This is a genomic window from Cuneatibacter sp. NSJ-177 (assembly GCF_022867805.1).
Lineage (GTDB): Bacteria > Bacillota > Clostridia > Lachnospirales > Lachnospiraceae > Pseudolachnospira.
This window is the reverse complement of the sequence record NZ_JALIFO010000016.1, coordinates 66188-91456: the sequence shown is the minus strand read 5'-3', so window position 1 is coordinate 91456 and position 25269 is coordinate 66188. Positions and strand designations below refer to the sequence as shown.

Below are 25269 nucleotides of genomic sequence, written 5' to 3'. Positions count from 1 at the left end.
CTTTGCCCATATCGAAAGGAAAAGGAGGAGGAACATTGAAGGTAACCATGCCTGTAGATGATGCAGTGATCCAAAAGCTTCAAGTCAACGATACGCTGGAAATCAGCGGGGTGATCTACTGCGGGCGGGACGCCGTGCTCCCGAAAATCGTGAAGACTTTAGAGGAGGGCGCCTGGGATTCGGAAAAAATTCCGCTGGAAGGCTATGCGGTCTTCCACACTGCGGTCAGTCCGGCCGGAATCGGACCGACTTCCAGCAACAAGCTGGACATCGAGGGATCCATACCGGGTCTGTCCAAAGCAGGGATCCGTTTTCATATCGGAAAGGGAAGCCTGAAAAAAGAGACCGTGGAGGCGCTGAAAGAAAACAATTCCGTCTTCCTGGTGACGCCGCCGAACACGGCGCTGCTGACCTCCAAGATTCAAAGCCAGGAAATCGCGGCCTACCCGGAGGAAGGCATGGAGGCCTTTACCCGGCTTATCGTGACGGATTTCCCCGCGATCGTAGCCATCGCCCACGGAAAATCTATCTTTGACAAAGAAGGAGGAAAGCCGCAATGACCTATGAGGAGATTGTCAGGAAAACATCGGACACCTTGATTCAGGCCAGCACGGTGTTCCGGCCGGACCAGGAAGAAGCCTACCGGATGGCGGTGAAAAAGGAGAGAAACCCGAACGCCAAATGGGTTTTGGAGAGTATCTTAGAAAACGCCGCAGTGGCGGAAAAAACAAAATTTCCCCTCTGCGATGACACGGGAATTCCCCATGTTTTTTTGGAGGTGGGAGATCGGGCATCACTGCCCGGAGGATTTCAAAGCGCAATTCGAGAGGGGATTGCAGACGGACTTCGCAGGCTTCCCGGCCGCCCGATGGGCGTCAAAGGCGGCGACGCCGAACGGCTCAGCCAATGCTGCGGCCTGTCTGAGGATTCCGGCGCGGTTGCACTGGCCCCGATCCAGATCCGCGAGCTTCCGGACAGCGACCGGGTACGCCTCACCGTGATCATGATGGGCGGCGGACCGGAAATCCGAGGAAAGACGCTGCGGGTGTTCCACAAACATTCCGCGGAGGTAGTGATAGACGAGATGGTGCAGTGGGCCACCGAAGGCTGCGACAAATTAGGCTGCCTTCCCGCAGTTCTTGGCTTTGGCATCGGCCGCAGCAACCTGGAAGCCGCTTCCCTTTCTTTGGAGGCAATGTGCCGCGGAGACTTCTCCCGCCAGTCCCCGATGGAACAGGAAATCACAAGACGGGTCAACGAGAGCGGGATCGGCCCGCTGGGGCTGGGCGGCAGGACGACGGCGCTTGCCACTTTCCTGAAGGTTGGACCCCAGAGAGCCAGCGGCGTGCGCATCGTTTCCATGCGGGTCGGCTGCTGCTTTGATCCAAGAAGAGCCACCGTGGAGCTGTAGGCCTTCCACACAAGGCGTAACCAAGCAATAAAATATCCTTCGGATATTTTATCCCCTCTGGGGCATACCGCAGCACAGATGCTTCGCATAGGCGCGCTTCGCGCGGTATGGATAGTAACCAAATGGTCGAACAATCACAGACAGGAGGAAATGGAATGTTTATCTTGAAAGACGGCACAGTGGTGACCGGCGACGGCAAAACTTTGTTGGAGAAGGGCAGCGTCCTGATCCGCGACGGAGAAATTTTGGGCGTCACGGAGCATGTGGCTCCGGAGATCGAGCAGTATGCGGAGGAGGTCATTGACTGTACCGGCAAGTGCATCATGCCTGGCATGATCAACCATCACAACCATGGCGTAACCTTCGGCCCGATCTTTGCCAGCGGTCTGACCAACTACGGCAAGGAAAGAATCATGGAGCTTTTGGACCGGAACTTCCTGCAGGGCTGCACCACCGTGCTGAACGTAGACGGTTTCGTCACCATGGATGAGGTAAAAGAGACCCAGAAATGCCATCCGATGCGGATTAAGACAGCCACCACCCACGGCCCCCTTAACCTGGAAGCCTGCATGGCCTGCGACGGCAGAGGGATTTCCGAGAAGCATAAAATCATGTCCATGGAACGCATGATGGCGGACGGCGCGGTTTGTATCGGCGAAGTCGGCGGCGGCCATACCTTGGGCGGCGGCGGACAGGATTACCTTTACATTCCGAGAGCCGTAAAGGCGGCCAAGGGCGTGGATATCGACTATCTGCAAGCCCGCGCCATGAAGCTTTCCGTGCTGGGAAGATACATAGAGAAATCTTATTATGACAGAGATACCGTGGCGGCGGCTTTGAAGGAAAACAACCTGGATTCCATCATGACGCCGGAAGAGTGCCGGGATATCGTGTACGCCACCACCTATGCTTCCGTACAGGTCGCTCTGAACGGCTATGAAGAGGCGGCACGGGTGGCAAAGGCCCTGGATGTCCCGCTGATGTGCCACAATGCTCCCACCTCCATGAAGAAGGTGCAGGAGGTGGCAAAGATGGGCTTGAACCACTTCATTGCCTGCCACTCCAACTATCTGTTCACCAGAGATGAGGCTGTGGTTAACACCATGGAGCTGAAACAGAATTACGGCGTTATTATTGACGCGGCGGTTCATGATCCCTGGGGAGCCAAGCGCCTGGTGGCCAGCCCGGAGAACCTGCTGGAGTTCTATAAGCTGGATCTGATGGATGTGGTCTCCACGGACTTCGCCAATGGAACCTTCGACTCCATGCTGGAATCCGTAGAGCACGCTCTGGAGGAGGGGCTGACAACTCTGCCCAGAGCCATCGCCTACTGCACCAAGAACGTAGCGGATGCCATCCCGCTTTTGGCCCCGAACCTTGGCCTGCTGAAAGAGGGTTATACCGCTGATGTGCTGGTTACTTCTTACCCTCACATTTCCCAGGTAGAGCGGATCTATGTCAACGGGAAACTGGTGGCGAAGGACGGCGTTCGTTTGGTAGATCATTCCGTCATTTAAACGTATGTTGTCGGAAAAGTGAAAAAACTTAATGAGATGTCTGCCGCGGTAGACATCTCGACCTTAAAAATGTATGATATTGATATCTGTTTCCCTTGTAAAAATTTTCCAAATGTCTTTTTAAAACTCTCAAAATAAATGGAGGAAAAAACAATGATTATCAAAAAAGTGCTGTGCTCAAAGGCCATGACCGGTTTCTACATGGACGACAAGGAAGCCATCAAACGGGGCGCTGAAGAAGACGGTTTCGTCTACAAAGGTGATCCGGTTACTCCTGGATTCCACTCCATCCGCCAGCCTGGCGTAGCGGTATCGGTCATGTTCGTTCTGGAGGACGGACAGATTGCTTTCGGCGACTGTGCGGTAGCTCAGTACGCGGCCAGCGGCGGACGGGAAGTGCCGAACACGGCCGAGGCTCTGATCAAGGTGATTGAGAAGTACGTGGTTCCTTATTTTGAGGGCATGGACCTGACAGAATTCAAATCCACGGCCGAACGTTTCGACCGCTATGAGTTTGACGGCGAGCGTCTCCCTGCTTCCATTCGTTACGGCGTTACCCAGGCAATCCTGGAGGCTGTTGCCAAGATGGAGAAGACCACGATGGCGGAGGTTGTTTTAAAAGAGTACCATCTGCCTGTAGACCTGACTCCGGTCCGCATCAACGCTCAGTCCGGCGACGACCGTTATAACAATGTAGACAAGATGATCCTGAAAAAAGTCGGCATGATGCCTCACGGCCTGATTAACAACGTAAAGAGCAAGCTGGGCGAGGACGGACAGATCTTCTTGGATTGGGTAAAATGGGTCAAGAATCGTATCGTCCAGATCGGCGAGCCCGACTACAATCCGGTGATGCGCTATGATGTATACGGCTGCATGGGCTACGCTTTCCACGATGATCTGGATCAGGTCTTCGAGTATCTGCTGAAGGTGGAAGACGCCTGCAAACCTTACCAGGTATTTGTGGAGATGCCCATTGACCTGAAGTCCAACGAGAAGCAAAAAGACGGCTTCCTGTACTTGAAGAAGCGTCTGAAAGAGGCGGGATCCACGTTAAAGCTGATCATCGATGAGTACGCCAATACCTATGAAGAAATCAAAGAGTGGGTGGACGCAGGAGCCTGCGATATGGTTCAGGTTAAGACCATTGACCTCGGCGGCATCAACAATATCATCGATGCGGTCCTGTACTGCAAGGAGCACGGCGTGCTGGCGTATCAGGGCGGAACCTGCAATGAGACCGACCACTCGGCGCTGGTCTGCGTAAACCTGGCGGTTGCCACCAAGCCTTTCGCCATGGCCGGAAAGCCTGGCATGGGTGTAGATGAAGGCGTCATGATCGTGAACAATGAGCAGCAGAGACTGCTGAAGATCCTGGAAGCAAAGCAGAATCACATTATCTAAGGTAACAGGAGGAAGTATGATAGGTGTCGTAACGGAGAAATGCCGGGGATGCAGGGCCTGTGAAAAGGTATGTCCCATGGGCGCGATAAAGATCGTGGAAAAAAAGGCAGTGATCAGTGAGGAATGTGTCAACTGTAAATCCTGCTTGAAGGAATGTAAATTTGACGCTCTGCGGGAGCAGGAAAGGCCGGATCCGGATTTTGTCATCTGCAAAAATTGCGGTGTAAAGTGTGAAATTCCGAACGGACAGATGGGAGCCTGCAAGCGGTTTACGAACCAGGACGGAGAGCTGTATCGAAACCGTCCGCTCCAGATTCCGGATAACCTGAAAAAGGATCCGGAGAAGATTGCAATCAGCACGCCGCTGATCACTGCGGTAGGAGCAGGAGCTGCGTACCCGGATTATCACCCGGCACCGTATATCGTAGAAGAAAAGATTGATGGATTTGACGTGATCACGGCCGTGACGGAGGCGCCGATCTCCTACAGTTCCATGATGGTAAAGATCGACAGTAACATTCATATCGGCGATGAAGGCGCGGCCGTGAGATGTCAGGGCCACGAAGTGGGAACGGTGAGCACCGAGCAGTATGGCTCTCAGATTTTGATTCTGGGAGGTGTGAACCGGGTGAAAGGTCCCCACGGCATGACGGTGGTAAAAGTCATGGCGGATCTGGGAAACCGGAAGCCTGTGGACTTTGTGGTGGACGGCGGCTGTAAAATGACGCTGACCGTGGGCAAGGCTCCCATTATCAACGGAGAACCGGACACGAAGATGCGTGTGGGATGCGGAGGAGCCTGCTGCGGCCTTTTTGCCAAGCATCTGGGAAAACTGGTGGATGAAGCCATTATCCTGGATCATCATATCACCGGGCTGTTTACCAAGCATCCGGCCGGAGCGGAGCAGCTTCCTTACAGCGGCGTGACGCCTTTAGGCAGGCTTGCCACGGAAGGCAGATACTTTTTTGAGCATGGAGACGGATGGGGCGGAACCAACATCAAGGATCCGGTGGAGGCGATCAAGGACATCGATATGACCATCGCCAGGCCCGGAATGAAAATCCTGGTGGCGGAGACGACCTGGAGAAAAATTGCTTTCTTCGAAGTCGGGGAGGACGGCAAGCCGCATTCCATCCCGATTCCGGAGGAACTGGAGGCGTTCCGCAGGATGGCGGCCGACAACTGCGAGGACAGCAAAGTTTCGGCTATGTATTATGCGGGCGTCGGCGGAAGCGCGCGGGCCGGAGTGACGGTTGACCCGGTGAAGCTGACCCGTGCCGTACATGCCGGAGACGCGGTGCTCAGCATCGCAGGAGCGGAGACTTTTGTTATGCCCGGAGGCGGCATTACGTTTTTGGCGGATGTGGAGAAGATGGTCGAGGAACCATTCAACTATACGGCATCCCCGGCGGTGATTGCGCCGATCGAGTATACCATAACGAAGGAAAAATATGAAGCCATCGGAGGGCATATGCAGGCCATACGCCCCCGTGAGGAGGTCCTCAGGGAGGGAAGGACGGAATGTGTGAAGCTGAAAAGGTGACGGAGGGAAGTGGATAAATGAAACAGACGTTTTCAAATTTTTGGGCCGGCGGAAAAAGACGCCGGCTCGAAGGAACCGAGAAGAGGATTCTAGGGGTCATTGCAGTGATCATGTCGCTGTATCAGATCATACAGAGTACCTTTTTTTCCATACAGCCGGTGATGCACTATTGTATTCATCTGACATTCATCATGGTGCTTTGTTATCTGCTGTATACCCCACAGCGGGAAAGTAAGAGGGATCATATCGGCAAGGTGGACTATGTGGTGGCCGCCGTGGTGGCTGTGGCAGGGATTTACTATGCCACCCAGGTATCCCGGTATCTCCTGCGCTGGCCTCAGGTGGATCCCCTGAGCGTGCCCGACATCATTGTGGGCATTATTTTCGCCGTCCTGGTCATCGACGGAACCAGACGGACCATGGGCATGGTTCTGCCGACCATTGCCATTGTCTTTACCCTGTATACCTTCTTCGGGCATCTGCTTCCCGGACTTTTGAACCACCGGGAACTGATTCCCATCGACATTCTGGACCAATTGGTATTCACGACCAACGGCATTTTCACCTCGCCGATAGCCGTGTCTTCCACCTACGTTTTTTTGTTTTGCCTCTTTGGCTCGTTTTTCAACTACTCCGGAGCAGGCGACTTTTTTTACAACTTCTCCATGGCGGTGGCCGGCCGTTACACCGGCGGCGCCGGCAAGGTTTCCATCGTATCCAGCGCGCTCTTTGGGATGATCAACGGCAGCCCCACCGCCAATGTGGCGACCACAGGCTCCTTCACCATTCCGATGATGAAAAAGGTCGGCTATGACACGGATTTTTCCGGCGCTGTCTGCGCGGTGGCTTCCACGGGCGGCGGCGTCATGCCTCCGATCATGGGGACTGCGGCCTTCCTGATGGTGGAGATGGCCGGTATTCCCTATAAAGATATTGCCATTGCGGCCTTAGTACCCGGCGTTCTTTATTACCTGGCTTTGATGCTGATGGTTCACTTTAGAGCCAAAAAGCTGGGGTTAAAAGGAATGAGCAAAGAAGAACTCCCCGACATGAAGGAAACGTTGAAAAAAGGCTTTCAATTCATCCTGCCGCTGGTGGTTCTGGTGGTAATGATCATGCAGGGGTATACGCCTTCCATGGCGGCTGTCGCCGGTATTGTCTGCGTGATTCTGGCCAGTTTCCTTCGGAAAGAGACCCGCATGACACCGAAGAAAATCTGGATGGCACTGGAAGACGGCGCGCTCCAGGCAGTAATCATCTCCATGTCCTGCGCAATCGCCGGTATGGTGATCTGCGGCCTGATGACCACAGGTTTAAGCGGCAAACTTGCCAGCTTGGTGCTCAGTCTCGGCGGGAAGAACGTCCTGATTGCCTTGGCTATCACCGCAGTCCTTTGTATCCTGCTTGGCATGGGAATGCCTGTGGCGGCGGCTTATGCGCTGACGGCTTCTCTGGCAATTCCCTCGCTCTATGAGCTGGGCGTGGCGCCCATGTCCGCTCACATGTTTGTTGTATACTTCTCCACCATGTCGGCCATCACACCGCCCGTCGCTGTGGCCAGCTACGCGGCCGCCGGTATCGCGGAAGGGAATGCGACAAAGATTGGGTGGAGCGCCTGCCTCCTCGGCAGCGTGTCCTTCATTGTACCGTTTATGTTTGTGCTGCAGCCGAAGCTTTTGGTGACGGCGGATAACTTTACGCTGGGCACCATCTGGATCATCTTTACGGCCCTGGCGGGCGTGTATGCCATCAGCGCCGGGATTGAGGGCTGGCTGTTCCGCAAAGTCAATCCGCTTGTCCGCGTGCTTTTGCTTATCAGCGGCCTGCTGATGATGTATCCGGAGACCATCACCGATTATATCGGGCTTGCAATTTTTGCTGTATTGGCTCTGATCTCTATCCTGGAAAACAAGAAAGAAAAGAATCATGTAAACCCCGCATCAGCCTAAGGGCAAGGAGGAAAATATGAAAAAAATGAAAAAGGCGTTATGTTGTCTGTTCGCTGCGATTCTTTGTATCGGTGCATTTTCCGGGTGCAGTACGGAGACCGGAACCACCACCGGAAATGCTTCCGGGGAATCCACGGCCGAAAAGGGAGATACCGCGCCGGTTTCCGGCGGGGCGGCCATGAACCTGACGATCTGCGGCGGTTCCATCGGCGGCGCTTGGGCGTCCATCGGCGAAGGCACCGGCGAAGTCATCCGGCGCAGCTTCCCCGGCTCCAACGTGGCTTACGAGGTCGGCCAGGAAGCGGCCAACGTGGCCCTGGTCAGCAGCGGTAAAGTGGATCTCGGCATCGCCCACACCGGTCTTTTGAAGCTGGCCGGAGACGGGGCGGCCCCCTTTAACAAAGAGATGGATAATCTCCGCGCCATCACCGTTCTGTACGGCGAAGCGGCCCAGCAGTTTATCATAAAGAATGACCTGGGCTTTCAGACGCTGGAAGATATCAAAAACGCTCAGTACGGGCTGAAAATTAACTTTAACACCAAGGATTCCTTCATGGAGCTGGTGGGAAAAGCTTGTCTGGAAGCCGCAGGTATCACCTATGATGATCTGGCTTCTTGGGGCGGCGCAGTGGATTTCATTTCCATGGGCAGTTCTTTGGACCTGATGCGCGACGGTAAGATCGAGGCTTACAGCAATGTGATCCAGGTTCCGTCCAGCAACGTGGTGGACGCGGCGACCTCGGTGGATCTGACCCTCTTGAATTTGTCCGATGACGTCATCCAGAAGGTAAACGATCAGCTTGGCACCTACAAAGTAACCATTCCGGCAGGGGCTTATTCTTTCCTGAAAAATGATGTCAACACAGTGGCGGCTACGGTGGTTCTGTTTGCCAGCGCCGACATGCCGGATGAGACGGCTTACAATATTGTAAAGGCCATCGATGAGAATATGGAATATTTCAAAGGCATCCATAGTTCTCTGTCCACGCTGGATTTGGCTGCCATGCAGGAAGTATCGCCTGTAGAGCTTCATCCTGGCGCGGTAAAATATTATGAGGAACACAAATAGCAGGTAGTTTTCATGAGATTTGGAAATCGATTTGGCGAGGAGGAAGGGAACATGTATGAGTGTAAATACGGAATTCTGCCGGACGGAAGAGTCCTGGTGGACTATGGGCCCGTCACCATGTCGATTCTGGCGGAGCAGGCGGGAAAGGCAGCCATAGAAGCGGCGGCGGCAGGAGCCAGGGAGGCTTTGCGGCAGCTGGACATTCTGATTCCTTCCCTTCCCTTGGCCAGACGCCGGATTCCGGATCTCTCGGAAGAAATGCTAAAAGACTGCCCGGAAATTCTCCGCCGGATGGCTGAGGCCGTCCGGCGGCTGGATCGGGACGACTTTACCCCGATGGCCGCTGTGGCGGGAACGTTTTCCGAGATGGTCAGAGACCATATTCTTGCCGCCACAAAGGCGGATATGGTGGTGGTCAACAATGGAGGAGATATCGCGCTGGGAAGCAAAGACGGAACAAGAGAATGGTCCATCGGGATCGTCAGCGATTTGAACCGGCGGGATGTGACCCACCGTCTGAAGCTTCCCGGAGGCTATCAGAGCGCAGGGCTTGCTACCAGCGGATTCGGCGGCCGCAGCCTGTCAAAGGGAATCGCCTCGGCGGTGACGGTGATCGCGGAAAAGCCCTCCTGGGCGGATGCCGCCGCCACGGACATTGCCAACGCCACTTATGTGGAGGACCCGCAGGTTGTCCGCTGCCTGGCGGAAGAGCTGGAATACGGGACCGATATCCGGGGAGATCTCGTGGTGAAAGAGGTAGGGCCCCTTGGCGGTGCGGTGATCGATCAGGCCCTTCGCCAGGGAACCGGCCGGGCCAGAGAGCTTGTCCGGGCGGGGGTCATCCGGGGGGCCGTACTGTTTCTGGGAGGAAAAACAGCACGTTACCCCTTGGAGAAAGCAGCCTTTGAATTGACTGAGATATAGGAGACAAGAAAAGATGGAGTATAAGTATATCGGCAACAAGCAGTGTTTTGTGGATGCAAAGGAAAAAGTGTCCGGAACAGCCAAATATCTGGACGATATGACGGTTCCCAACATGCTGTACGCCAAATTCCTGCGCTCCCCTCACCCTCATGCTAGGATTGTCCGGATCGACACCGGGGAGGCGGAGGCTCTGCCCGGCGTGCGCGCCGTGCTGACCGGGAAGGATTGTCCGAAGAACCGCTTCGGCCTGGAAATTGCGGACGTGGAAATGTTGAATTCGGAAAAAGTCCGCTATGTGGGGGATGAGATTGCCGCGGTGGCGGCAGAGAGCGAGGAGATCGCGGAGGAAGCGATCCGGCGGATTCACGTGGAATATGAGCTTCTCCCGGTCATTGATACTTTGGAGAAGGCTATGGCTCCCGGAGCCCCGCTGGTGCACGAAGACTGCCCCGGCGGCAATATTGCAAAAGAATACCATTTTTCTGAGGGAAATCTGGAGGAAGATTTTGCGTCCTGCGACTATGTATTTGAAAAGACATTCTGCACCCACCGGGTGCAGGGGTTATATATGGAACCCTTCGGCTGTATTGCCCAGTGGGAGCCCAACGGGCGCCTGACCATGTGGACCGGCCTCCAGTCGGCCTTCCAGGGCAGAAACGAGATTGCCAAGGCGCTGGGGATCGACCCCACCCGGATTACCATTAAGTCGCCGGTCATCGGCGGCGGTTTCGGAGCCAAAATCTGGATTCGGAACTTTCATCCGGTGGTGGCCGTGCTGGCCAGGGCCACGGGACGTCCGGTCAAGTATGTGATGAGCCGCGAGGAGGAGATGCTGACCACCAGACCACGCGTGGCTCCGCAGATTCATTTGAAGCTGGGAATGATGAAGGATGGGACCATGGTGGCAAAGGAGGCAAAGATTCTGGCCGACAACGGCGCCTACAGCTGGGCGGCCACCAAGATTTTGCTGAATATGTCGGTGCGGACGGACTGCCTGTACCGGTTCCGCTCCTGCAAGACAGATTCCTACCTGATTTATACCAACCTGATCCCGACCAGCGGCTTCCGCGGCTACGGCAACAGCCAGGCCCACTATGCGCTGGAATCCATGATCGATTGGTGCTGCAAGCAGATTGGGCTGGATCCGGTCCAGGTCCGCCTGAAAAACTGCGTCCGCACCGGAGACTTGACGCTCCACGGCTGGAAGATCAAAAGCTGCGGCCTTTCGGAGTGTCTGGAAGCGGCGGACCGAAAAATCCGGGAAAAACGCCTGCCTCAATCGGCGGAGGGAGGGCGGATCCGCCGGGGGATTGCCACGGCCTGTATGACCCATGTATCCGGCAACCGGGGCGGCGACAAGTACGACGGATCTTCTGCCATGATTAGGATTCACGAAGACGGAAAGGTCTTTGTCTTCTCCGGAGAATCCAACCTCGGACAGGGAGCCTACACGGTATTTGCGGAGATCGCGGCCGAGGTTTTGGGCGTATCCATCGACCAGGTGGTAGTGATGCCATTGGACACGGACGTCAGTCCGTTTGGCCTTGGAACCTATTCCAGCCGGGTTACCACTGTGGCGGGAAAAGCGATCTATAACTGTGCGCTTAAGGTGAAGGATCAGATTCTAAATGTGGCCTCGGAGGCGCTGAAGCGGCCAAAGGGGGCCATCGATATCAAGGACGGCGTGGCCTATTACACGGCGGACCCCAGAGACTGCATCAGCTTAAAGAAACTCTGCGCCCTGGCGATCCGGACCAACCGGTCGGTGCCTTTTACCGAGTATATCAGCTATGATCCGCCCACCATCGGCGCGGATTCCAGAGGCTACGGCGACTATTCCAGCGCTTATACCTATGCGGCTCAGAGCGTGGAGGTGGAAGTGGATACGGTGACCGGCTTTGTCAAGGTCCTCCGGGTGGTGGCGGCTCATGACGTGGGCAAGGTCATCAATCCCGGCGGCGTGATCGGTCAGATCAACGGAGGCGTAGCCCAGGGAATCGGCTGGACCCTCTACGAGAATATGCAGTTTCAGGATGGGATCCCTCAGAGTACGGGTCTGCACAAGTATACATTGATGACCATCAAGGATATGCCGGAGGTGGAAAGTGTGATCGTGGAATCCAACGATCCCATCGGCCCCTTTGGAGCCAAGGGAATCGGCGAACCGACCCTGATCCCCACCGGACCCGCCATTGCAAACGCCATTGAGGACGCGGTGGGCGTCCGGATCACCGATCTTCCGATCACACCGGAAAAGGTTTACCGGGCATTGAAGGAAAAGGAGGCTTCCAAATGAGAATCGAGAAATATCTGTATCCCACATCCGCTGAAGAAGCCGTCCGGATGCTGGAGGATTATCAGGGGGAAGCCATGATCATGGCAGGCGGCACGGATCTGGTTCTCTGGATCAAAGAAGGAAAACGGGAACCGTCGGCCCTGGTCGATATCGACGGGATCAAGGAGCTGCACAGCGTCTTGATCCAGGAAAATGAAATCATCCTCGGCGCAGGTGTCACCCATGCGGAGGTGGCGGAAAACCGAGAGCTGAAAAAACGGGTGAAATGCCTGACCGACGGCTGCCGGAGCGTGGGATCTCCTCAGATCCGGAATATCGCTACGGTGGGCGGTAATATTGTCAGCGCCCAGCCGGCCGCTGACTCCACGGTGAATTTCGTGGCTCTCGGCGCAGAATGCGAGATCGTTTCCGCCGAAGGGCGGCGCAGAGTGCCGGTGGAGCAACTGTTTCTGGGCGTGGGGAAAAGCGCCCTGAATCCAGGACGGGAGCTTATGACGAAAATTTATATCCCGCTTCCGGCCTGCCCTTACGCTACCTCGTTCCAGCGGCTGGCGCCCAGAAATTCTCTGGCGCTTCCCATAGTCAATGTGGCGGCGTATCTGGCGGAAAAGGACGGACGGATCGCGGAAGCTCGCATCGTTGCATCCCCGGTGGCGGTGACCCCTTTCCGCCTTCGGCAGGCAGAGCAGTATTTGACGGGAAAACAGGTAAGTGAAAAAGGGCTGGCCGCTGCGGCGGGACAACTGGCCCACGACGAGGCAAACCCGCGGGACAGCCTGCTGCGCGGATCCGGCGAGTACCGGAAGGTGCTGGTTCAGGATCTGGTCACTAAGGCGGTGGAGGAAATCCTGGGCAAACTTCTGAGAGGAGGTGCAGAACATGCAGGAAATAACGTTTAACCTGAATGGAGAAGAGGTAACCGTCGAGGTGGAACCGAAGGACACGCTGCTGCGCGTTCTGCGGGAAAAGCTGTTTCTGACCGGCACCAAGATGGGCTGCGAGGAGAGTGAATGCGGCGCCTGCACGGTGATCCTTGATTCCAGGCCGGTGAATTCCTGTACGGTTCCTGCGGCTAAGGTTCACGGAAAAACAGTGGTTACGATTGAGGGGATCAGCAAGAACGGCGAGCTGGACCCGCTGCAGGAGGCGTTCATTGAGGCTGGAGCGGTTCAGTGCGGTTTCTGTACTCCCGGCGTGATCCTCTCTGCCAAGGCAATCCTGGACCGCTGTGAGAATCCGGATGAGGAACAGATCCGGGATGAGTTGTCAGGCCACCTGTGCCGCTGCACCGGGTATCTCCAATTTTACGATGCGATCCGCATCGCCGTAAAAAAACTTCAAGAGCAAAAAACAGAAAAATAGCAGAATCAGGGAGGAAAACGATATGGAACAAGCAGGCTTATTCAGCCCCATTAAAATCAATTCACTGGAAATGCCCAACCGTGTCATCATGTCACCCATGTTCTCCAATTCAGCCGGAGAAAAAGGCGAAGTCACGCAGAACACGATAAAGCATTATGTGGACCGGGCGCGGTCGGGCGTAGGCTTGATTATGACAGAGCATACCAGCGTATGTTCCTACTACATTCATCCGGGAAAACGCCTGCAGATCAGCGAGGATTTCCATATTGCAGGGCTGAAACAGCTGGTGGACGCGGTTCACAGGGAAAATTGCAAAATCGGCCTGCAGATTGCTCATTCCATCCACGGAAAAGGAAAAGTGCCCGCTGATTTGACACGGGAAGAGTGCTACCATATCATTGATCAGTTTGTGGACGGCGCCAGGAGGGCAAAAGAGGCCGGGTTCGATGCCATTGAACTCCATTATGCCCATACATACACCATGGCGGATTTCATCTCGCGGAGGACCAACACGCGGACCGATGAATTCGGCGGCGATATCTATGGACGGATGTTCATCCATATCGAAATCCTAAAGAGGATTCGTGCCTTGCTGGGGCCGGACTTTCCGATCTTTGTCCGCATCAGCGCCGAGGAATTCATCGTGGGCGGAAATACACTGGTGCAGAGCCGGATATTTGCCAAAGAGCTGGAGAAATACGGCGCGGACTGCATCGACGTATCCGCAGGTGTCCGCTTTGACGACGGCGGTCTGAAGGGCTACAGCGATCAGAGAGGAAAACCGACCTACGAATACCCCGACGGCCCCAATGTATACCTGGCCGAGGACATCAAAAAGCAGGTCAAGGTACCGGTGGTGACAGTGGGAAAACTGGGAAATCCCGATGTGGCCAAAGCCGTGATCGCAGAGGGGCGGGCCGATATGGTGGCCCTGGCCCGGCCGCTGATCGCGGATCCCATGTGGGTGAAAAAGGTGCAGTCCGGCCGCGACGACCTGGTGAATCCCTGTCTGTACTGCACCGAATGCCTCTATGACCGCTGGGATCCGGAAGCCTATGTCCACTGCATGCGCTATACTTGCCAGAATGCCTGTCCGGCGGGTGTGGCGGTTCCGGTCTACATCAACCAGGCGTATCACGGAGATCTGGAAGGCGCGTACCGGACGATCCAGAGAGAGAACCCGTTCCCCCTGGCCTGCGGTAGAATCTGCAATCATGTCTGTGAGACTTTGTGCAACCGGACCAAGATTGACGAGCCTGTGGCGATCCGCAACATCAAGCGCTACGTTACCGACCGGCTGATGGAGGAAGGAAAGGATTTCCCGGTTCCGGAGGTAAAACCGGCAAACGGAAAGCGGGTGGCCGTAGTCGGCTCCGGCCCTTCCGGCCTGTCCTGCGCCTTCTATCTGAAAAAGAACGGCTACGACGTGACGGTGTATGAGGCCAAGGACTACATCGGCGGCATGATGGCGGCGGGGATTCCAGAGTACCGTCTGCCCGAAAAAGCCCTGGAAAAGGAGCTGAATGTATTCCGCAGCATGGGGATCCGGTTTGTGACCGGTACCCGCCTGGGGCGCGACATCACCCTGGAAAGCCTAAAGGCGGACGGTTTTGACGCTGTCTACCTGGGACTCGGCGCCGGCGGCAGCCGGAAGCTGGGTATCCCTGGCGAGGACACCGGCAATGTGCTTTCCGGCATCGGCTTCCTCGGAAGCGTCCGGGAAAAGAGGCAGCCTGATTTCAAGGGAAAACGGATCGTCGTGGTGGGAGGCGGAAATGTGGCCATGGATGCCGCCCGCACCGCCCTGCGCCTGGGCGCTGCCAGCGTGCAGCTGTTCTGCCTGGAAGCCCGCAGTGAAATGCCCGCCAACTCTTGGGAGATCGCGGAAGCTATGGAGGACGGCATTTTCATCAACAACAGCTGGGGCCCGAAGGAGGTATTCAGCGAGGACGGTCACGTGTCCAGAATTCTGTTCAAGGAATGCAGCTCTGTATTCCAGAACGGACGCTTCTCTCCCCAATACAATGAGGACAATGTGATCGGCATCGAAGCAGACTTCCTGATCGTGGCTATCGGCCAGAGTGTGGTGACGGAAGGGCTGACCGGCGAGATCGAGGCGATCTTGAATCCCCGCGGTGTCACAGTGGCCTTTGCCGGAACGACGAAGCTGCCCTACGTCTTCTCCGGCGGAGACTGCACCGCCGTGCCCGCTACCGTGGTGAAATGCGCCAACGACGGCAAACTGGCCGCCGGGTCCATCGATCTCTATCTGGGCGGAACCGGCCAGGTGGTGGATATCAATACCATCGAGCGGGTGAAGACCCACGAGAACGATGAGACGCCTCAAAAGAGAGAACATCCGGTGCAAAAGACTCTCCATGAGACGGAAGATCCCTTTGAAGAGAGCGAGAAGACCATCACCGAGGAGCAGATGAAGCATGAGGCCTGCCGGTGCCTGCGGTGTGATGTGTTGAAGTGTAAACTCTCCTGACAAGGAGCTACAAAACAGATTTTGGATTCCTCCGTGTTGTAACGCGGAAATCTGAAAGATTTCAAAGCCGAACCTGGCAGAGGTTGCAGCTCCCACCGGGCGCGCGGCGAAGCGGATGTCGGAGGCAACCGGGATGGAGGCCAGGACCATTCACCTCCTTTTGGAATTCAAACCACCGGAGGGCTATCAGAAAAAGGAAGATAATCCTCTGGAGGGCGATGTCCTGATCCTGGATGAGTGCTCGATGATTGATCTGATGCTGATGAACAGTCTGTTGAAGGCGGTTCCGGAGCATATGACCTTGATCTTGGTGGGAGATACGGACCAGCTTCCCAGCGTAGGGGCTGGAAATGTTTTAAAGGATATCCTTTCCTCTGGGCAGATTCCGGTGGTTCGGCTGATTCGGATTTTCCGCCAGGCCCAGGGCAGCAGAATCATCATGAATGCCCATCGGATCAACAAGGGCGAGCCCATTGACATGCGGGGTGGGAAGGATTCTGATTTCTTTTTCGCCGCAAGGGAAACCAATGAAGAGACGGTGGAGTTGCTGGTGCGGTATTGTACGAAAAATCTGCCTCGCTATTATCATGTAGATCCGCAAAAGGACATTCAGGTGCTGACGCCTATGCAAAAAGGGGTCTGCGGTGCCGCGAATTTGAATCAGATCCTGCAGGAAGCGATGAACCCGTCCGAAATTTTCCTAAAGAGAGGCGCCGTACAATACCGCCTGAAGGATAAGGTCATGCAGATCCGAAATAATTATGACAAGGAAGTATTCAACGGGGATATCGGGACCATCACCAGGGTAGATCTGGAGGACCGGGAGCTGACCGTCGATTTTGACGGGCGGGATGTGGTCTATGACGTGACGGAGCTGGATGAGCTGGTGCTTTCTTGCCACCACCATTCACAAATCCCAGGGTTCGGAATATCCCATCGTGGTCATGCCGGTTACCATGAGCCATTTTGTCATGCTGCAGAGAAATCTGCTCTACACCGGCGTGACCAGGGCCAAGAAGATCCTGGTCTTGATCGGGGAAAAGAGGGCTGTTTCCTATGCCATAAAAAATGAGACCACCACAGCCAGAAATACGAAGCTGGCGGAGCGGATTCAAAACGGCGCAGCGCAGGGGAGTAAGAAGGGAAATCCGGCGGAGACAGGGACGGCGGCGCAGCAGAAAATGAAAATGATTCCTTACAAAGGCGGCGCGCAGCCGTCCATGGCCATGGAGGAGCCGGCTTTGTATGGAGGGGATCTGTTTCAGCGCCTATCCCAGTCCAAGTTCCGGAGCAGTTTTTCCTTGAAGACAAATGACCGGCATTATGTGAATGAAAAAGGCATGGATACCGTCCGGTCCCATGCGTTTGAATTCATTGAAAAGAGGCTGGCCCCGGCTGTGATCCCAAATGATGGAAAGCAGACCCCCATGCGGGGCCATCCGGTTTTTGTGGCACAACACGCCACCGCCACTTGCTGCCAGGGATGCCTGCAAAAGTGGCATTCGATCCCAGCCGGAACCGAGCTGACGGCCCAGCAGAAAGAATATGTCGTGGACATCATTATGGAATGGATCGGCAGGCAGATGAAACCGTGAAGAAGCGTTCTACCCATGGAACGATCCGAGCCAGGAGTGTTCGTCGCTTTTATGGTGGAAGCTTTTGGGCTATTTTCGTATAATTCCAGTCTGATACCCAAAGATATTGGTGCGGCGCGTGCCGGATAGATCGTCCTTCGAAATCTGAAGTCGTTCGATCAGCTCCTCCTCTTCTTTTAGCGGCACGCGCGACAGGATCACCTTAAAAGCACCGGGATCGCCGGTGGCGTAGCCGTTTTGCATCATCATTCCGTAGCAGGCGTTGGGAGAATTCATATGAATTCCCGCAAAGATTGCCGTGTGGTCCGAGGCATCCGAGTGATTGACCAGGAGGATGACCGCGTTGGTGGGGTGGCAGAGCATTTCCCCGGAATAGACGGTGGAGCAGCTGTAGCAGTCGGAAAAATCAGGAACGCCCAGGTAAAAGGTGGTGGAAATTCTGTCGTCAGGCGTGTCGAAAAAGGTCAGGTATCCTTTTAGGATCTGTTTTTTTCTGCCTTTCACCAGAGTATAAAAGTACAGGGCCGGGGCGCTGAATATTCCATAGCGCATCCCGGCAATTTTTTGCGCAGGCGGCTCAATGTGGTCGAAAAACTGCCGGATATCCACATCCAGAGCCGCAGCAATTTCGCAGAGGGTCGGAAGATCCACGGAAGCCTCGCCCAGCTCATATTTGGATAAAATGGACTTGCTCTTATAGATCCTGGCCGCGAGCTCTTCCAGCGTATAGTTCTTGGCGTTTCGGTACATGCGGATTTTCGCGCCGACGGTCTTTTCAATTTCATCCATGGGGAATCCCTCCTTTTCTCCCATTTTAACATTGACGGAAAAAAAAGCAAGACACAATGGTAACTGCTGCGCTTCCCTTAGAAAGAGATTTTCCTGCGAACCCGGAAACGGGTTTTTTATTTGCGCAAAAATTCCCTCGATGGCCCTGACAAATTCCATTTAGAGTGGAAATGAGAGGGAAAAATTCCACTTTTGCTCCATTTTGGCGATTTGAAATATAAAAAATATATCGCTATAATAAAAGCAATCAAAGGATACAAAGCAATCCAGAGATACAAGGCAATCCGCCATCCAAGTGTTGTCAAAAAAAGGAGGAGAAACCATGGGATTTCACGAAGCCGTACACGCACATCTGGCAGCCAAGTTTTATACCTATTTGAAAGAAGACTTTGGGGAGAGAGGAAAAGCCGCTTTTGTTCTCGCGGTTCAGCACTATGGACTGCAGAGAGGGCAGCGAATGGCTCAGAAGGCGATCCGGGACGGCAAGGAGCTGAACCACCCTACTTTCATGGAGTACAATGAACTGCTCGCCACCTCGGAGGTGGTTCCGGCGGACGGGGACCTGGAAAGCCTTTCTCCGGACTATGAGCTTCATATTACCAACTGCCCCTGGCATGACCGGTTCCTGGAAATGGGATGTTTAGAGGCCGGGGACGTATATTGCTCCCTGATCGATAAGGCAGTCTGCCGGGGATTCAATCCGGAGCTGATTTTTGAGGCGGAGACAAATCTGAACAGCAGCTCCTACTGCCTGCACCGGGTCAAAAATACTTTTTATGAAGCGTTTCCGGATGTTGCGCAAAAAACGGAAGATGCCTATGGATTTGATTATCATTGCGCGCATCTTTACTGGTCTATCAGTGAGGTGGTGGCCGCCGTCTTTCAGGCGGACGGGAAGGCTGTGAACGCAGCCGTCTTAAAGGATTTCACGGAAACCTATGGAACCGAGATGACGGACCGCCTGGTCAGCTTCCGCCACACCAATTTTAATGTGTTTCGCTAGAACAGAATGGAGTTGTCGGAATAGGAACTGTTTGACCAGAACATGACAGAAAGGAAGACAAGGGAATGAATCAAACATGTTTGCTGTCCTGGGAGGAGGGCAGCGGCGGGAATGTCCAGGTGGATCAACTGCTTTTAACACCCGAAGAACGCCTTTTCCTGAAAGGAGAGCCGGAGGAGCGGTTGTACTTTGTCCAGGAGGGACACGGCGCGGTGAGTGTGTACGACAGGATCCCAAAAGGCGATTTGTATCTGGCCAGACCAGATATCACCTTGTATTTTACCCCTGGGCTTCCCCATGAGATCGTCAATACCGGCGGCGGAACCATGAAGCTGATTGTTTTTCGGGTGAAAGGGGGATTGGCTCCTGTCGGTGCGTCCGAGGGAATTCAGACTTGGACCAGCACCGGTGCGTCCGAAAATGTTGGCTGCGGTTTCTGGTATACGGATATTTTCAACTTGGCGGAGAATGAGACAGCCAGGGAGGGACTGAATTTGCAGCTTTGGGGGATCGGACTGCGGCGGCCCCAGAAAATTGATTTTGCCGAGCTTTTGACGGAGGCGCCGAAAGGAGCCATCCGCAGACATTCCCACGCGGATACTCATGAGTATTATTATGTGATCCAAGGACATGGACGGCTGGAAATCGGCGGTCAGACCAAGGTGCTGGAAAGCGGGTCCGTTGCCTGCGTTCCGGCGAAAACTGTTCACTGCCTGGAAAATACCGGCGATACCTCCATCATGTGGATCGACATCAATGTGAAGGCAGAGTGAGGAAAGGAGCAGAAAATGAAAACGAATGTAGAGACGAAGAATGCGCCCGCGGCCATCGGCCCTTATTCCCAGGCAGTCCGGGCCGGCGGTACGCTTTATATTTCCGGACAGATTCCGGTCAATCCGGCGGATGGATCGATCGGCAGCACCTTGGAGGAACAGGCGGCCCAAGTTCTCCAAAACGTGGAAGCGATTCTAAAAGCAGCGGGGATGACGAAAGAACAGGTGGTCAAGACAACCATCTTCATGAAAGACTTGAGCGGCTTCGGCCTGGTGAATGATCTGTACGGAAAATTTTTTGAGGGAACCGTCTTTCCGGCCAGGGCCTGCGTGGAGGTCTCTGCTCTGCCCAAAGGAGTGCTGCTGGAGATGGAAGCCGTCGCCGTAGAGTGAGACGAAATCATTGCCGCAAAACGAGACGAAGTAACGGGAAATGGTCAAGATAAATAAGACATTGGTAGCCTTCATGGCGCGTGCTTTTTATGGACCGTGAATGGAAACAAGTTTTTATAAAAAGGAGAAGAGAAATGATTGATTGGGAAAAAGTGAGAGAAGAAGAGTATCCGTGGTTGGCATCGGCCGATAAGACCTTTTTGGATGCGGCCTGTGTAGGGATCGCGCCGAGACGAGTGGTCCGGGCCGTCCAGGATTACGCGGAATATGCCGCCCGCAATGACGAGGAGAGCTCCGGCCTGCATCATGGCGGCCTGGATGCCAAGCGGGCCAAGGCATATCAGGAAGCGGCAAAGCTCCTGAACGCAGATATCGAGGAGATTGCCCTGGTGGAAAATACCTCCCATGGCCTGAATATTGCCGCCACCTCCATTCCTCTGGAACCCGGTGACAATATCGTAACCACCAACTGCGAGTTTATTCAGGTAGCCCTTCCCTGGTGTGCGGTCCGCCGGAAAAAGGAAATTGAAATCCGCGAGGTGGTTAAGGAGGACTACCGTTTTGAGGTGGAGGATTTTGCCGCGGTGTGCGACGAGCATACCAAGGCAATCGTTTTGTCTTCCGTGGAATGGAGCACCGGCTGGAAGATGGATCTGAAATCCATCGGCGATTTCTGTAAGGAAAAAGGTATCTTCCTGGTGGTGGATATGGTGCAGCAGTTCGGCACCATGAAGATCGACACCAAGGAAATTCATGTGGATTTCATGGCGTCCGGCTGCCACAAGTGGCTGAATTCTCCCTTTGGCGCGGGGGTTTTGTACATTAATAAGGAAACCCAGAAAAAAGTGGATCCAGTATATTGGGGATATGCAAACACCGTAAAACCGGCTCCCGGTCAGCCTTCCCGCTGGGAAAATCCGGCTGCCCTGGCGGTCAATGACTGGGTGTTTGAGAGAACCGCGAAGCTGTACGAGACCGGCGGCACCGCCAATTACCCCGGCGCTGTGGCCCTGGGAGAGACCTTGGGGCTGATCAACGAGCTGGGTATTGAAAACGTGGAAAAGAAGGTGATGGAGAACGTCCGCCTGTGTATCGACGGCTTCCGGTCGGTGGGAGGAACCCTGATCACCCACGACGAGCCGGAGCATCTGTCCGCCATCGTGGTCGGACGTCTGTACCAGGATTTGGAGACGGAACGGCTGGTTATGAACCGTCTGCTGGAAAGAAAGATCTTCATCTCCCTGCGGTTCACCAACTGGATGGGCGGTTTCCGGGTGTCCTGCCACTACTTTAACAACAAAAAGGACTTTGACGTTCTCTTCCAGGCAATCCGGGAGATCATTGCGGAGATTGGCAGAGAGCCCGATTTTGGAAAGTAAAGGAGAGGCGGCATGAAGAAAATGCACCCAGCCTGGCGGATGCTGGCGGGATGCTGCGCCATGACCTTTGTCGGGCTTGGCATTGTAAACAGCTGCGCCGGTATCTTTCTGACGCCGGTCTCGGAGGAGTTGGGGGTCGGGGTGGGAAGCCTTTCCCTCTATATGACCGTGCAGGGAGTGACGAATGTCTTGTCCGTTCTGCTTGTCAGCCGGGTACTGGCCCGCTTCCGGTTGTCCGTGGTGGCCAGCCTTTCGGCGCTTGCCATCTGCACAGCCTTCGGAGCCATGGCCTGTTATCACCATGTGTTTCTCTGGTATGTCAGCGGTGCGGTGATCGGATTTGCCATGCCGTACTGCGGCGTACCCGTCGCGCCCATCATTATCAGCAACTGGTTCCGAAAAAAAGAGGGGATGGCCATGGGAGTCGTCATGGCCTTCTCCGGAGTCGGGGGAACCATTTTAAATCCTGTTATCAGCGCCATCATGGAGCACTTCGGATGGCGGCAGGCCTACCTGGCCGTGGGAGTGATCGGAGCAGCTGTCGTTCTGCCCTTCACCCTTTTCGTGCTGCGGCTGAAGCCGGAGGAGAAGGGGCTGCTGCCCTATGGAGCAGAGAAAGAGGCGGGGAAAAGGGCGGTGGATATCCGGATTCCTACAGGGGAGTTTTTCCGGCAGAAAAACCGCAGAGCCCGCTTCGGCGCTTTGTTCCTGGCGGTCCTTTTTATGGGCGGATACAATGCCATCGTGCAGCACATGTCCGGCTTTAATTTAAACAGCGGACTGTCCTATGCCAGCGCGGGAATGATTTTGTCCATACTGATGTTTGCTATGATGATTGGCAAGGTGCTTCTGGGAGTGGTGATCGACCGTTTTGGCCTGAAACCGGCCATGCTGTCGACTGCGTCGATCTGTATCGGCGGCCTTTTGATTCTCATGGCAAGCGCTGCCTTATCCGTCCGACTGATCGGAGCAGCGCTGTTCGGCCTTACCGCGGCGCTGGTGACCGTTTTGCCCGCTATAGCCACCAAGCAGGCGTTCGGCGCGGCCAACTATGATTCCATTTACCCTGCGGTGACCATTGCCTCCTGCATCGGCTGCAATTTTTCCGTGCCTTTGCTGGGCTTTCTCTATGACGCCACCGGTTCCTATGGGTTGGGATTTGGTTTGCTGGCCGGATTGATTGGGGCGGCGGTAGTCTTTTATCTGATTGCCCTGCGGCAGGATGAAAACAAAAGCCAGACGATTCAGGCTGAAACAGGATGAAAGCAAAAGTCAGACAATTCAGGCGGAAAAGGAGAGAAAAAATGGCCAAGATTGAGATTGACCGCCGGTACTGCAAAAGCTGCGGCCTATGTATCGGGGTCTGCCCGAAGCATTTAATCCGGTGGAGCGAAGAGGCCGGGGAAACAGGCTTTTTTGTGGAACAGGTGGAAGAAGAAACATGCAGTGGATGCCGTCTGTGCGGGATTATGTGTCCGGACGCAGCCATTCGCGTCTACCGGTAGGAGGAAAATCAATGGAAAAGAGTGTGTGGAAGGGAAACCATGCCATGGCGGAGGCGGCGGTCCGGGCCGGTTTTCGGTTCTTCGGCGGCTATCCGATTACGCCGGCCAGTCCCTTCTTGGAGTATATGAGCGACCGGATGCCGGAAGCAGGAGGCGTCTTTCTTCAAGGGTCCGCTGAGGTGGAAATCCCCTGTATGCTGATGGGGGCCGCCTTTGCCGGCCGTCTGGCCGTGACCGCGACCTCCGGCCCCGGTTTTGCGCTGATGGGAGAGGGATTGAGCGCCATGGGAGGAGGCCGGATCCCCGCGCTGATCGTGTTCGTCAACCGGACCGGCGCCGAAGCCGGGAGTCTGCCCGGAACCCAGGACTGCTACGAGGTGTCCACCGGTTCTCTGGGAAACGGCGGCATGCACGCCTTTGTCTTTGGCCCTGGTTCCATGCAGGAAGCGGTGGATATGATCTACGAGGCTCCCCAGATCATGTTGCAGTACCGGACGCCGGTGATCGTGCTGGCCGATGCCATGATCGCCCAGATGGCGGAGGCGGGAATCCGGATGCCGGAGTTTCGAAAATTGCCGGAACATATGCACGAGTACCCTTTTGTCATCGACAGAGCCAGGCAAAAAGGGGAGCTGAGAGAGGTCTCGGCAACTCCCCGCTGGGGTCCCTTCCCCAGAGAAGGATTCGATGCCCAGGCCAATATCGAGTATAACTACCAGCAAAATGAAGCCATGTACCGGACCTGGGAGGAGCAGGAGGTTCGCTTTGAGACCTACCGTTTGGAGGATGCAGAGTTTGTTATCGCAGCCTGGGGAAGTCCGGCGAGATTTGCCCACGACGCGGTGGATTTACTGCGGAATCGGGGGATCCGAGCCGGTTTGTTCCGGCCGCAGACTCTTTATCCCTTCCCCAAAAAGCAACTGGCCGCTTTGAATCCCAGGCAGGTCAAAGGCGTGCTGTGCGTGGAGATGGCGGTGCCGGCCCAATTCTATTACGATGTCAAGGCGGCGGTTCATCCGGAAATCCCTGTGAAGAGCTATCACAGAATTCACGGGATTCCCTATGCGTCAGTCATTGAGGAACAAATGTCCGCTTTGATGAGGGAGGTGGAATAGCAGTGGAAGAAATTTATGGAAGAAGCGCGGGGCAGGGCGACATGCCCAACAGCTTTTGCCCCGGATGCTCCTACGGCAATGTCATGAAACTCACCTGCGAAGCAGCCACGGAGCTAAAGCTTCTCGATCGCCTCGTCCTGTGCGACGGCGTGGGATGCTTCAATAATCTGCCGGATTTGGACCGGTTTCCTAAATTTGGATCCCAGCACGGCAGACTGGCGGCCACAGCCACAGGATTTAAGCGCTGTCAGCCGGGAACCCCGCTGCTTGCCTTCCAGGGGGATGGCGACTGCGCCGGGATCGGCCTGATGGAGACCGTGACCGCCGCCAACCGCGGTGAAAACTTCACGGTTTTGATGCTGAATAATCTGAACTTTGGCATGACCGGAGGTCAGATGGCTCCCACCACCCTGGTGGGAATGAAAACGCCCACCTGCAAGCAGGGACGCAATCCGGAGGAGAGAGGTTATCCCCTGCGCATGGCGGAAATCATCGCCACCCTGGATGCTCCGAAGCTGGTGGCCCGTGTGGCTTTGTATGATCCAAAGCACATCTTGGAATTCAAACGCTTGCTGAAACAGGCATTGCAAATCCAGGAACAGGGCGGCGGCTACAGTTTCATCGAAATTCTGTCCGCCTGTCCGACCAACTGGCACATGAAGCCGCAGCAGGCCTGCGATCATGTCCGGGATGTGGTGACGCGGACATTCCCTCTGGGCGTATTCAAATCCATATGTTAAGAGAGGATGGT

Annotated in this window: 22 protein-coding genes and 1 pseudogene; 22 read left to right on the top strand and 1 reads right to left on the bottom strand. The window is 55.1% G+C overall.

Features of this window, described 5'->3' with window-relative positions; genetic code table 11:
- Nucleotides 1–35 precede the first annotated feature (35 nt).
- The 14 genes and pseudogenes from MUB23_RS19370 (at nucleotide 36) to MUB23_RS19940 (ending at nucleotide 17561) form a co-directional block, all read left to right on the top strand.
- Nucleotides 36–560, top strand: a complete 525-nt coding sequence (locus tag MUB23_RS19370) for a fumarate hydratase C-terminal domain-containing protein (RefSeq protein WP_244802397.1) — start codon at nucleotides 36–38, stop codon at nucleotides 558–560.
- Nucleotides 557–1411 carry a fumarate hydratase gene (locus MUB23_RS19365; protein ID WP_244802396.1) on the top strand — a complete coding sequence of 285 codons (855 nt, stop codon included), beginning with the start codon at nucleotides 557–559 and terminating at the stop codon, nucleotides 1409–1411. Before MUB23_RS19370 ends, MUB23_RS19365 begins: the two co-directional genes overlap by 4 nt.
- A 155-nt stretch (nucleotides 1412–1566) precedes the next feature.
- Nucleotides 1567–2928, top strand: a complete 1362-nt coding sequence (locus MUB23_RS19360; RefSeq protein ID WP_244802395.1) for a hypothetical protein — start codon at nucleotides 1567–1569, stop codon at nucleotides 2926–2928.
- Nucleotides 2929–3081: 153 nt separating this feature from the next.
- Nucleotides 3082–4332, top strand: coding sequence for a methylaspartate ammonia-lyase (locus MUB23_RS19355; protein ID WP_244802394.1), 1251 nt, complete (start codon nucleotides 3082–3084; stop codon nucleotides 4330–4332).
- Nucleotides 4333–4348: 16 nt separating this feature from the next.
- Nucleotides 4349–5875 carry a DUF362 domain-containing protein gene (locus MUB23_RS19350; protein ID WP_244802393.1) on the top strand — a complete coding sequence of 509 codons (1527 nt, stop codon included), beginning with the start codon at nucleotides 4349–4351 and terminating at the stop codon, nucleotides 5873–5875.
- A gap of 17 nt (nucleotides 5876–5892) precedes the next feature.
- Nucleotides 5893–7824, top strand: coding sequence for a TRAP transporter permease (locus tag MUB23_RS19345; RefSeq protein WP_244802392.1), 1932 nt, complete (start codon nucleotides 5893–5895; stop codon nucleotides 7822–7824).
- 16 nt (nucleotides 7825–7840) lie between these two features.
- Entirely contained in the window at nucleotides 7841–8893 is a 1053-nt protein-coding gene (locus MUB23_RS19340) for a TAXI family TRAP transporter solute-binding subunit (protein ID WP_244802391.1), read from the top strand.
- A 51-nt stretch (nucleotides 8894–8944) separates the two neighbouring features.
- Nucleotides 8945–9817, top strand: a complete 873-nt coding sequence (locus tag MUB23_RS19335; protein WP_244802390.1) for a UPF0280 family protein — start codon at nucleotides 8945–8947, stop codon at nucleotides 9815–9817.
- A gap of 13 nt (nucleotides 9818–9830) precedes the next feature.
- Entirely contained in the window at nucleotides 9831–12113 is a 2283-nt protein-coding gene (locus MUB23_RS19330) for a xanthine dehydrogenase family protein molybdopterin-binding subunit (RefSeq protein WP_244802389.1), read from the top strand.
- On the top strand, nucleotides 12110–13012 hold the full coding sequence (locus MUB23_RS19325) for an FAD binding domain-containing protein (protein ID WP_244802388.1): 903 nt from the start codon (nucleotides 12110–12112) through the stop codon (nucleotides 13010–13012). Before MUB23_RS19330 ends, MUB23_RS19325 begins: the two co-directional genes overlap by 4 nt.
- Nucleotides 12993–13475, top strand: coding sequence for a (2Fe-2S)-binding protein (locus MUB23_RS19320; RefSeq protein ID WP_244802387.1), 483 nt, complete (start codon nucleotides 12993–12995; stop codon nucleotides 13473–13475). Before MUB23_RS19325 ends, MUB23_RS19320 begins: the two co-directional genes overlap by 20 nt.
- Nucleotides 13476–13497: 22 nt before the next feature.
- A complete protein-coding gene (locus MUB23_RS19315; RefSeq protein WP_244802386.1) occupies nucleotides 13498–15966 on the top strand; it encodes an FAD-dependent oxidoreductase in 2469 nt (822 codons plus the stop codon).
- A 115-nt stretch (nucleotides 15967–16081) separates the two neighbouring features.
- Nucleotides 16082–16747, top strand: a pseudogene (locus MUB23_RS19310) (ATP-dependent DNA helicase); the annotation flags it as partial.
- A 97-nt stretch (nucleotides 16748–16844) separates the two neighbouring features.
- Nucleotides 16845–17561: a DUF4186 domain-containing protein gene (locus MUB23_RS19940; RefSeq protein ID WP_330641947.1), complete on the top strand. Its 717-nt coding sequence runs from the start codon at nucleotides 16845–16847 to the stop codon at nucleotides 17559–17561.
- 69 nt (nucleotides 17562–17630) lie between these two features.
- Here the strand turns inward: MUB23_RS19940 and MUB23_RS19295 are convergent, their stop codons facing one another.
- Nucleotides 17631–18350: a helix-turn-helix domain-containing protein gene (locus tag MUB23_RS19295; protein ID WP_244802385.1), complete on the bottom strand. Its 720-nt coding sequence runs from the start codon at nucleotides 18348–18350 to the stop codon at nucleotides 17631–17633.
- 322 nt (nucleotides 18351–18672) lie between these two features.
- Between MUB23_RS19295 and MUB23_RS19290 the strand changes: the two genes are divergently transcribed.
- The 8 genes from MUB23_RS19290 (at nucleotide 18673) to MUB23_RS19255 (ending at nucleotide 25258) form a co-directional block, all read left to right on the top strand.
- Nucleotides 18673–19353, top strand: a complete 681-nt coding sequence (locus tag MUB23_RS19290) for an L-2-amino-thiazoline-4-carboxylic acid hydrolase (RefSeq protein ID WP_244802384.1) — start codon at nucleotides 18673–18675, stop codon at nucleotides 19351–19353.
- Between the two features lie 65 nt (nucleotides 19354–19418).
- Complete coding sequence (locus tag MUB23_RS19285; protein WP_244802383.1) at nucleotides 19419–20126, top strand: cupin domain-containing protein; 708 nt, start codon at nucleotides 19419–19421, stop codon at nucleotides 20124–20126.
- A 15-nt stretch (nucleotides 20127–20141) separates the two neighbouring features.
- The gene (locus MUB23_RS19280) at nucleotides 20142–20519 is read left to right on the top strand and encodes a RidA family protein (RefSeq protein WP_244802382.1); all 378 of its coding nucleotides are present in this window, start codon (nucleotides 20142–20144) and stop codon (nucleotides 20517–20519) included.
- Between the two features lie 134 nt (nucleotides 20520–20653).
- Nucleotides 20654–21898, top strand: coding sequence for an aminotransferase class V-fold PLP-dependent enzyme (locus tag MUB23_RS19275; protein ID WP_244802381.1), 1245 nt, complete (start codon nucleotides 20654–20656; stop codon nucleotides 21896–21898).
- Nucleotides 21899–21910: 12 nt separating this feature from the next.
- A complete protein-coding gene (locus MUB23_RS19270) occupies nucleotides 21911–23161 on the top strand; it encodes an MFS transporter (RefSeq protein ID WP_244802380.1) in 1251 nt (416 codons plus the stop codon).
- A gap of 41 nt (nucleotides 23162–23202) precedes the next feature.
- On the top strand, nucleotides 23203–23403 hold the full coding sequence (locus MUB23_RS19265) for a 4Fe-4S dicluster domain-containing protein (RefSeq protein ID WP_244802379.1): 201 nt from the start codon (nucleotides 23203–23205) through the stop codon (nucleotides 23401–23403).
- An 11-nt stretch (nucleotides 23404–23414) separates the two neighbouring features.
- Complete coding sequence (locus tag MUB23_RS19260) at nucleotides 23415–24518, top strand: 3-methyl-2-oxobutanoate dehydrogenase subunit beta (RefSeq protein WP_244802378.1); 1104 nt, start codon at nucleotides 23415–23417, stop codon at nucleotides 24516–24518.
- A 2-nt stretch (nucleotides 24519–24520) separates the two neighbouring features.
- Entirely contained in the window at nucleotides 24521–25258 is a 738-nt protein-coding gene (locus MUB23_RS19255; protein ID WP_244802377.1) for a thiamine pyrophosphate-dependent enzyme, read from the top strand.
- Nucleotides 25259–25269 lie beyond the last annotated feature (11 nt).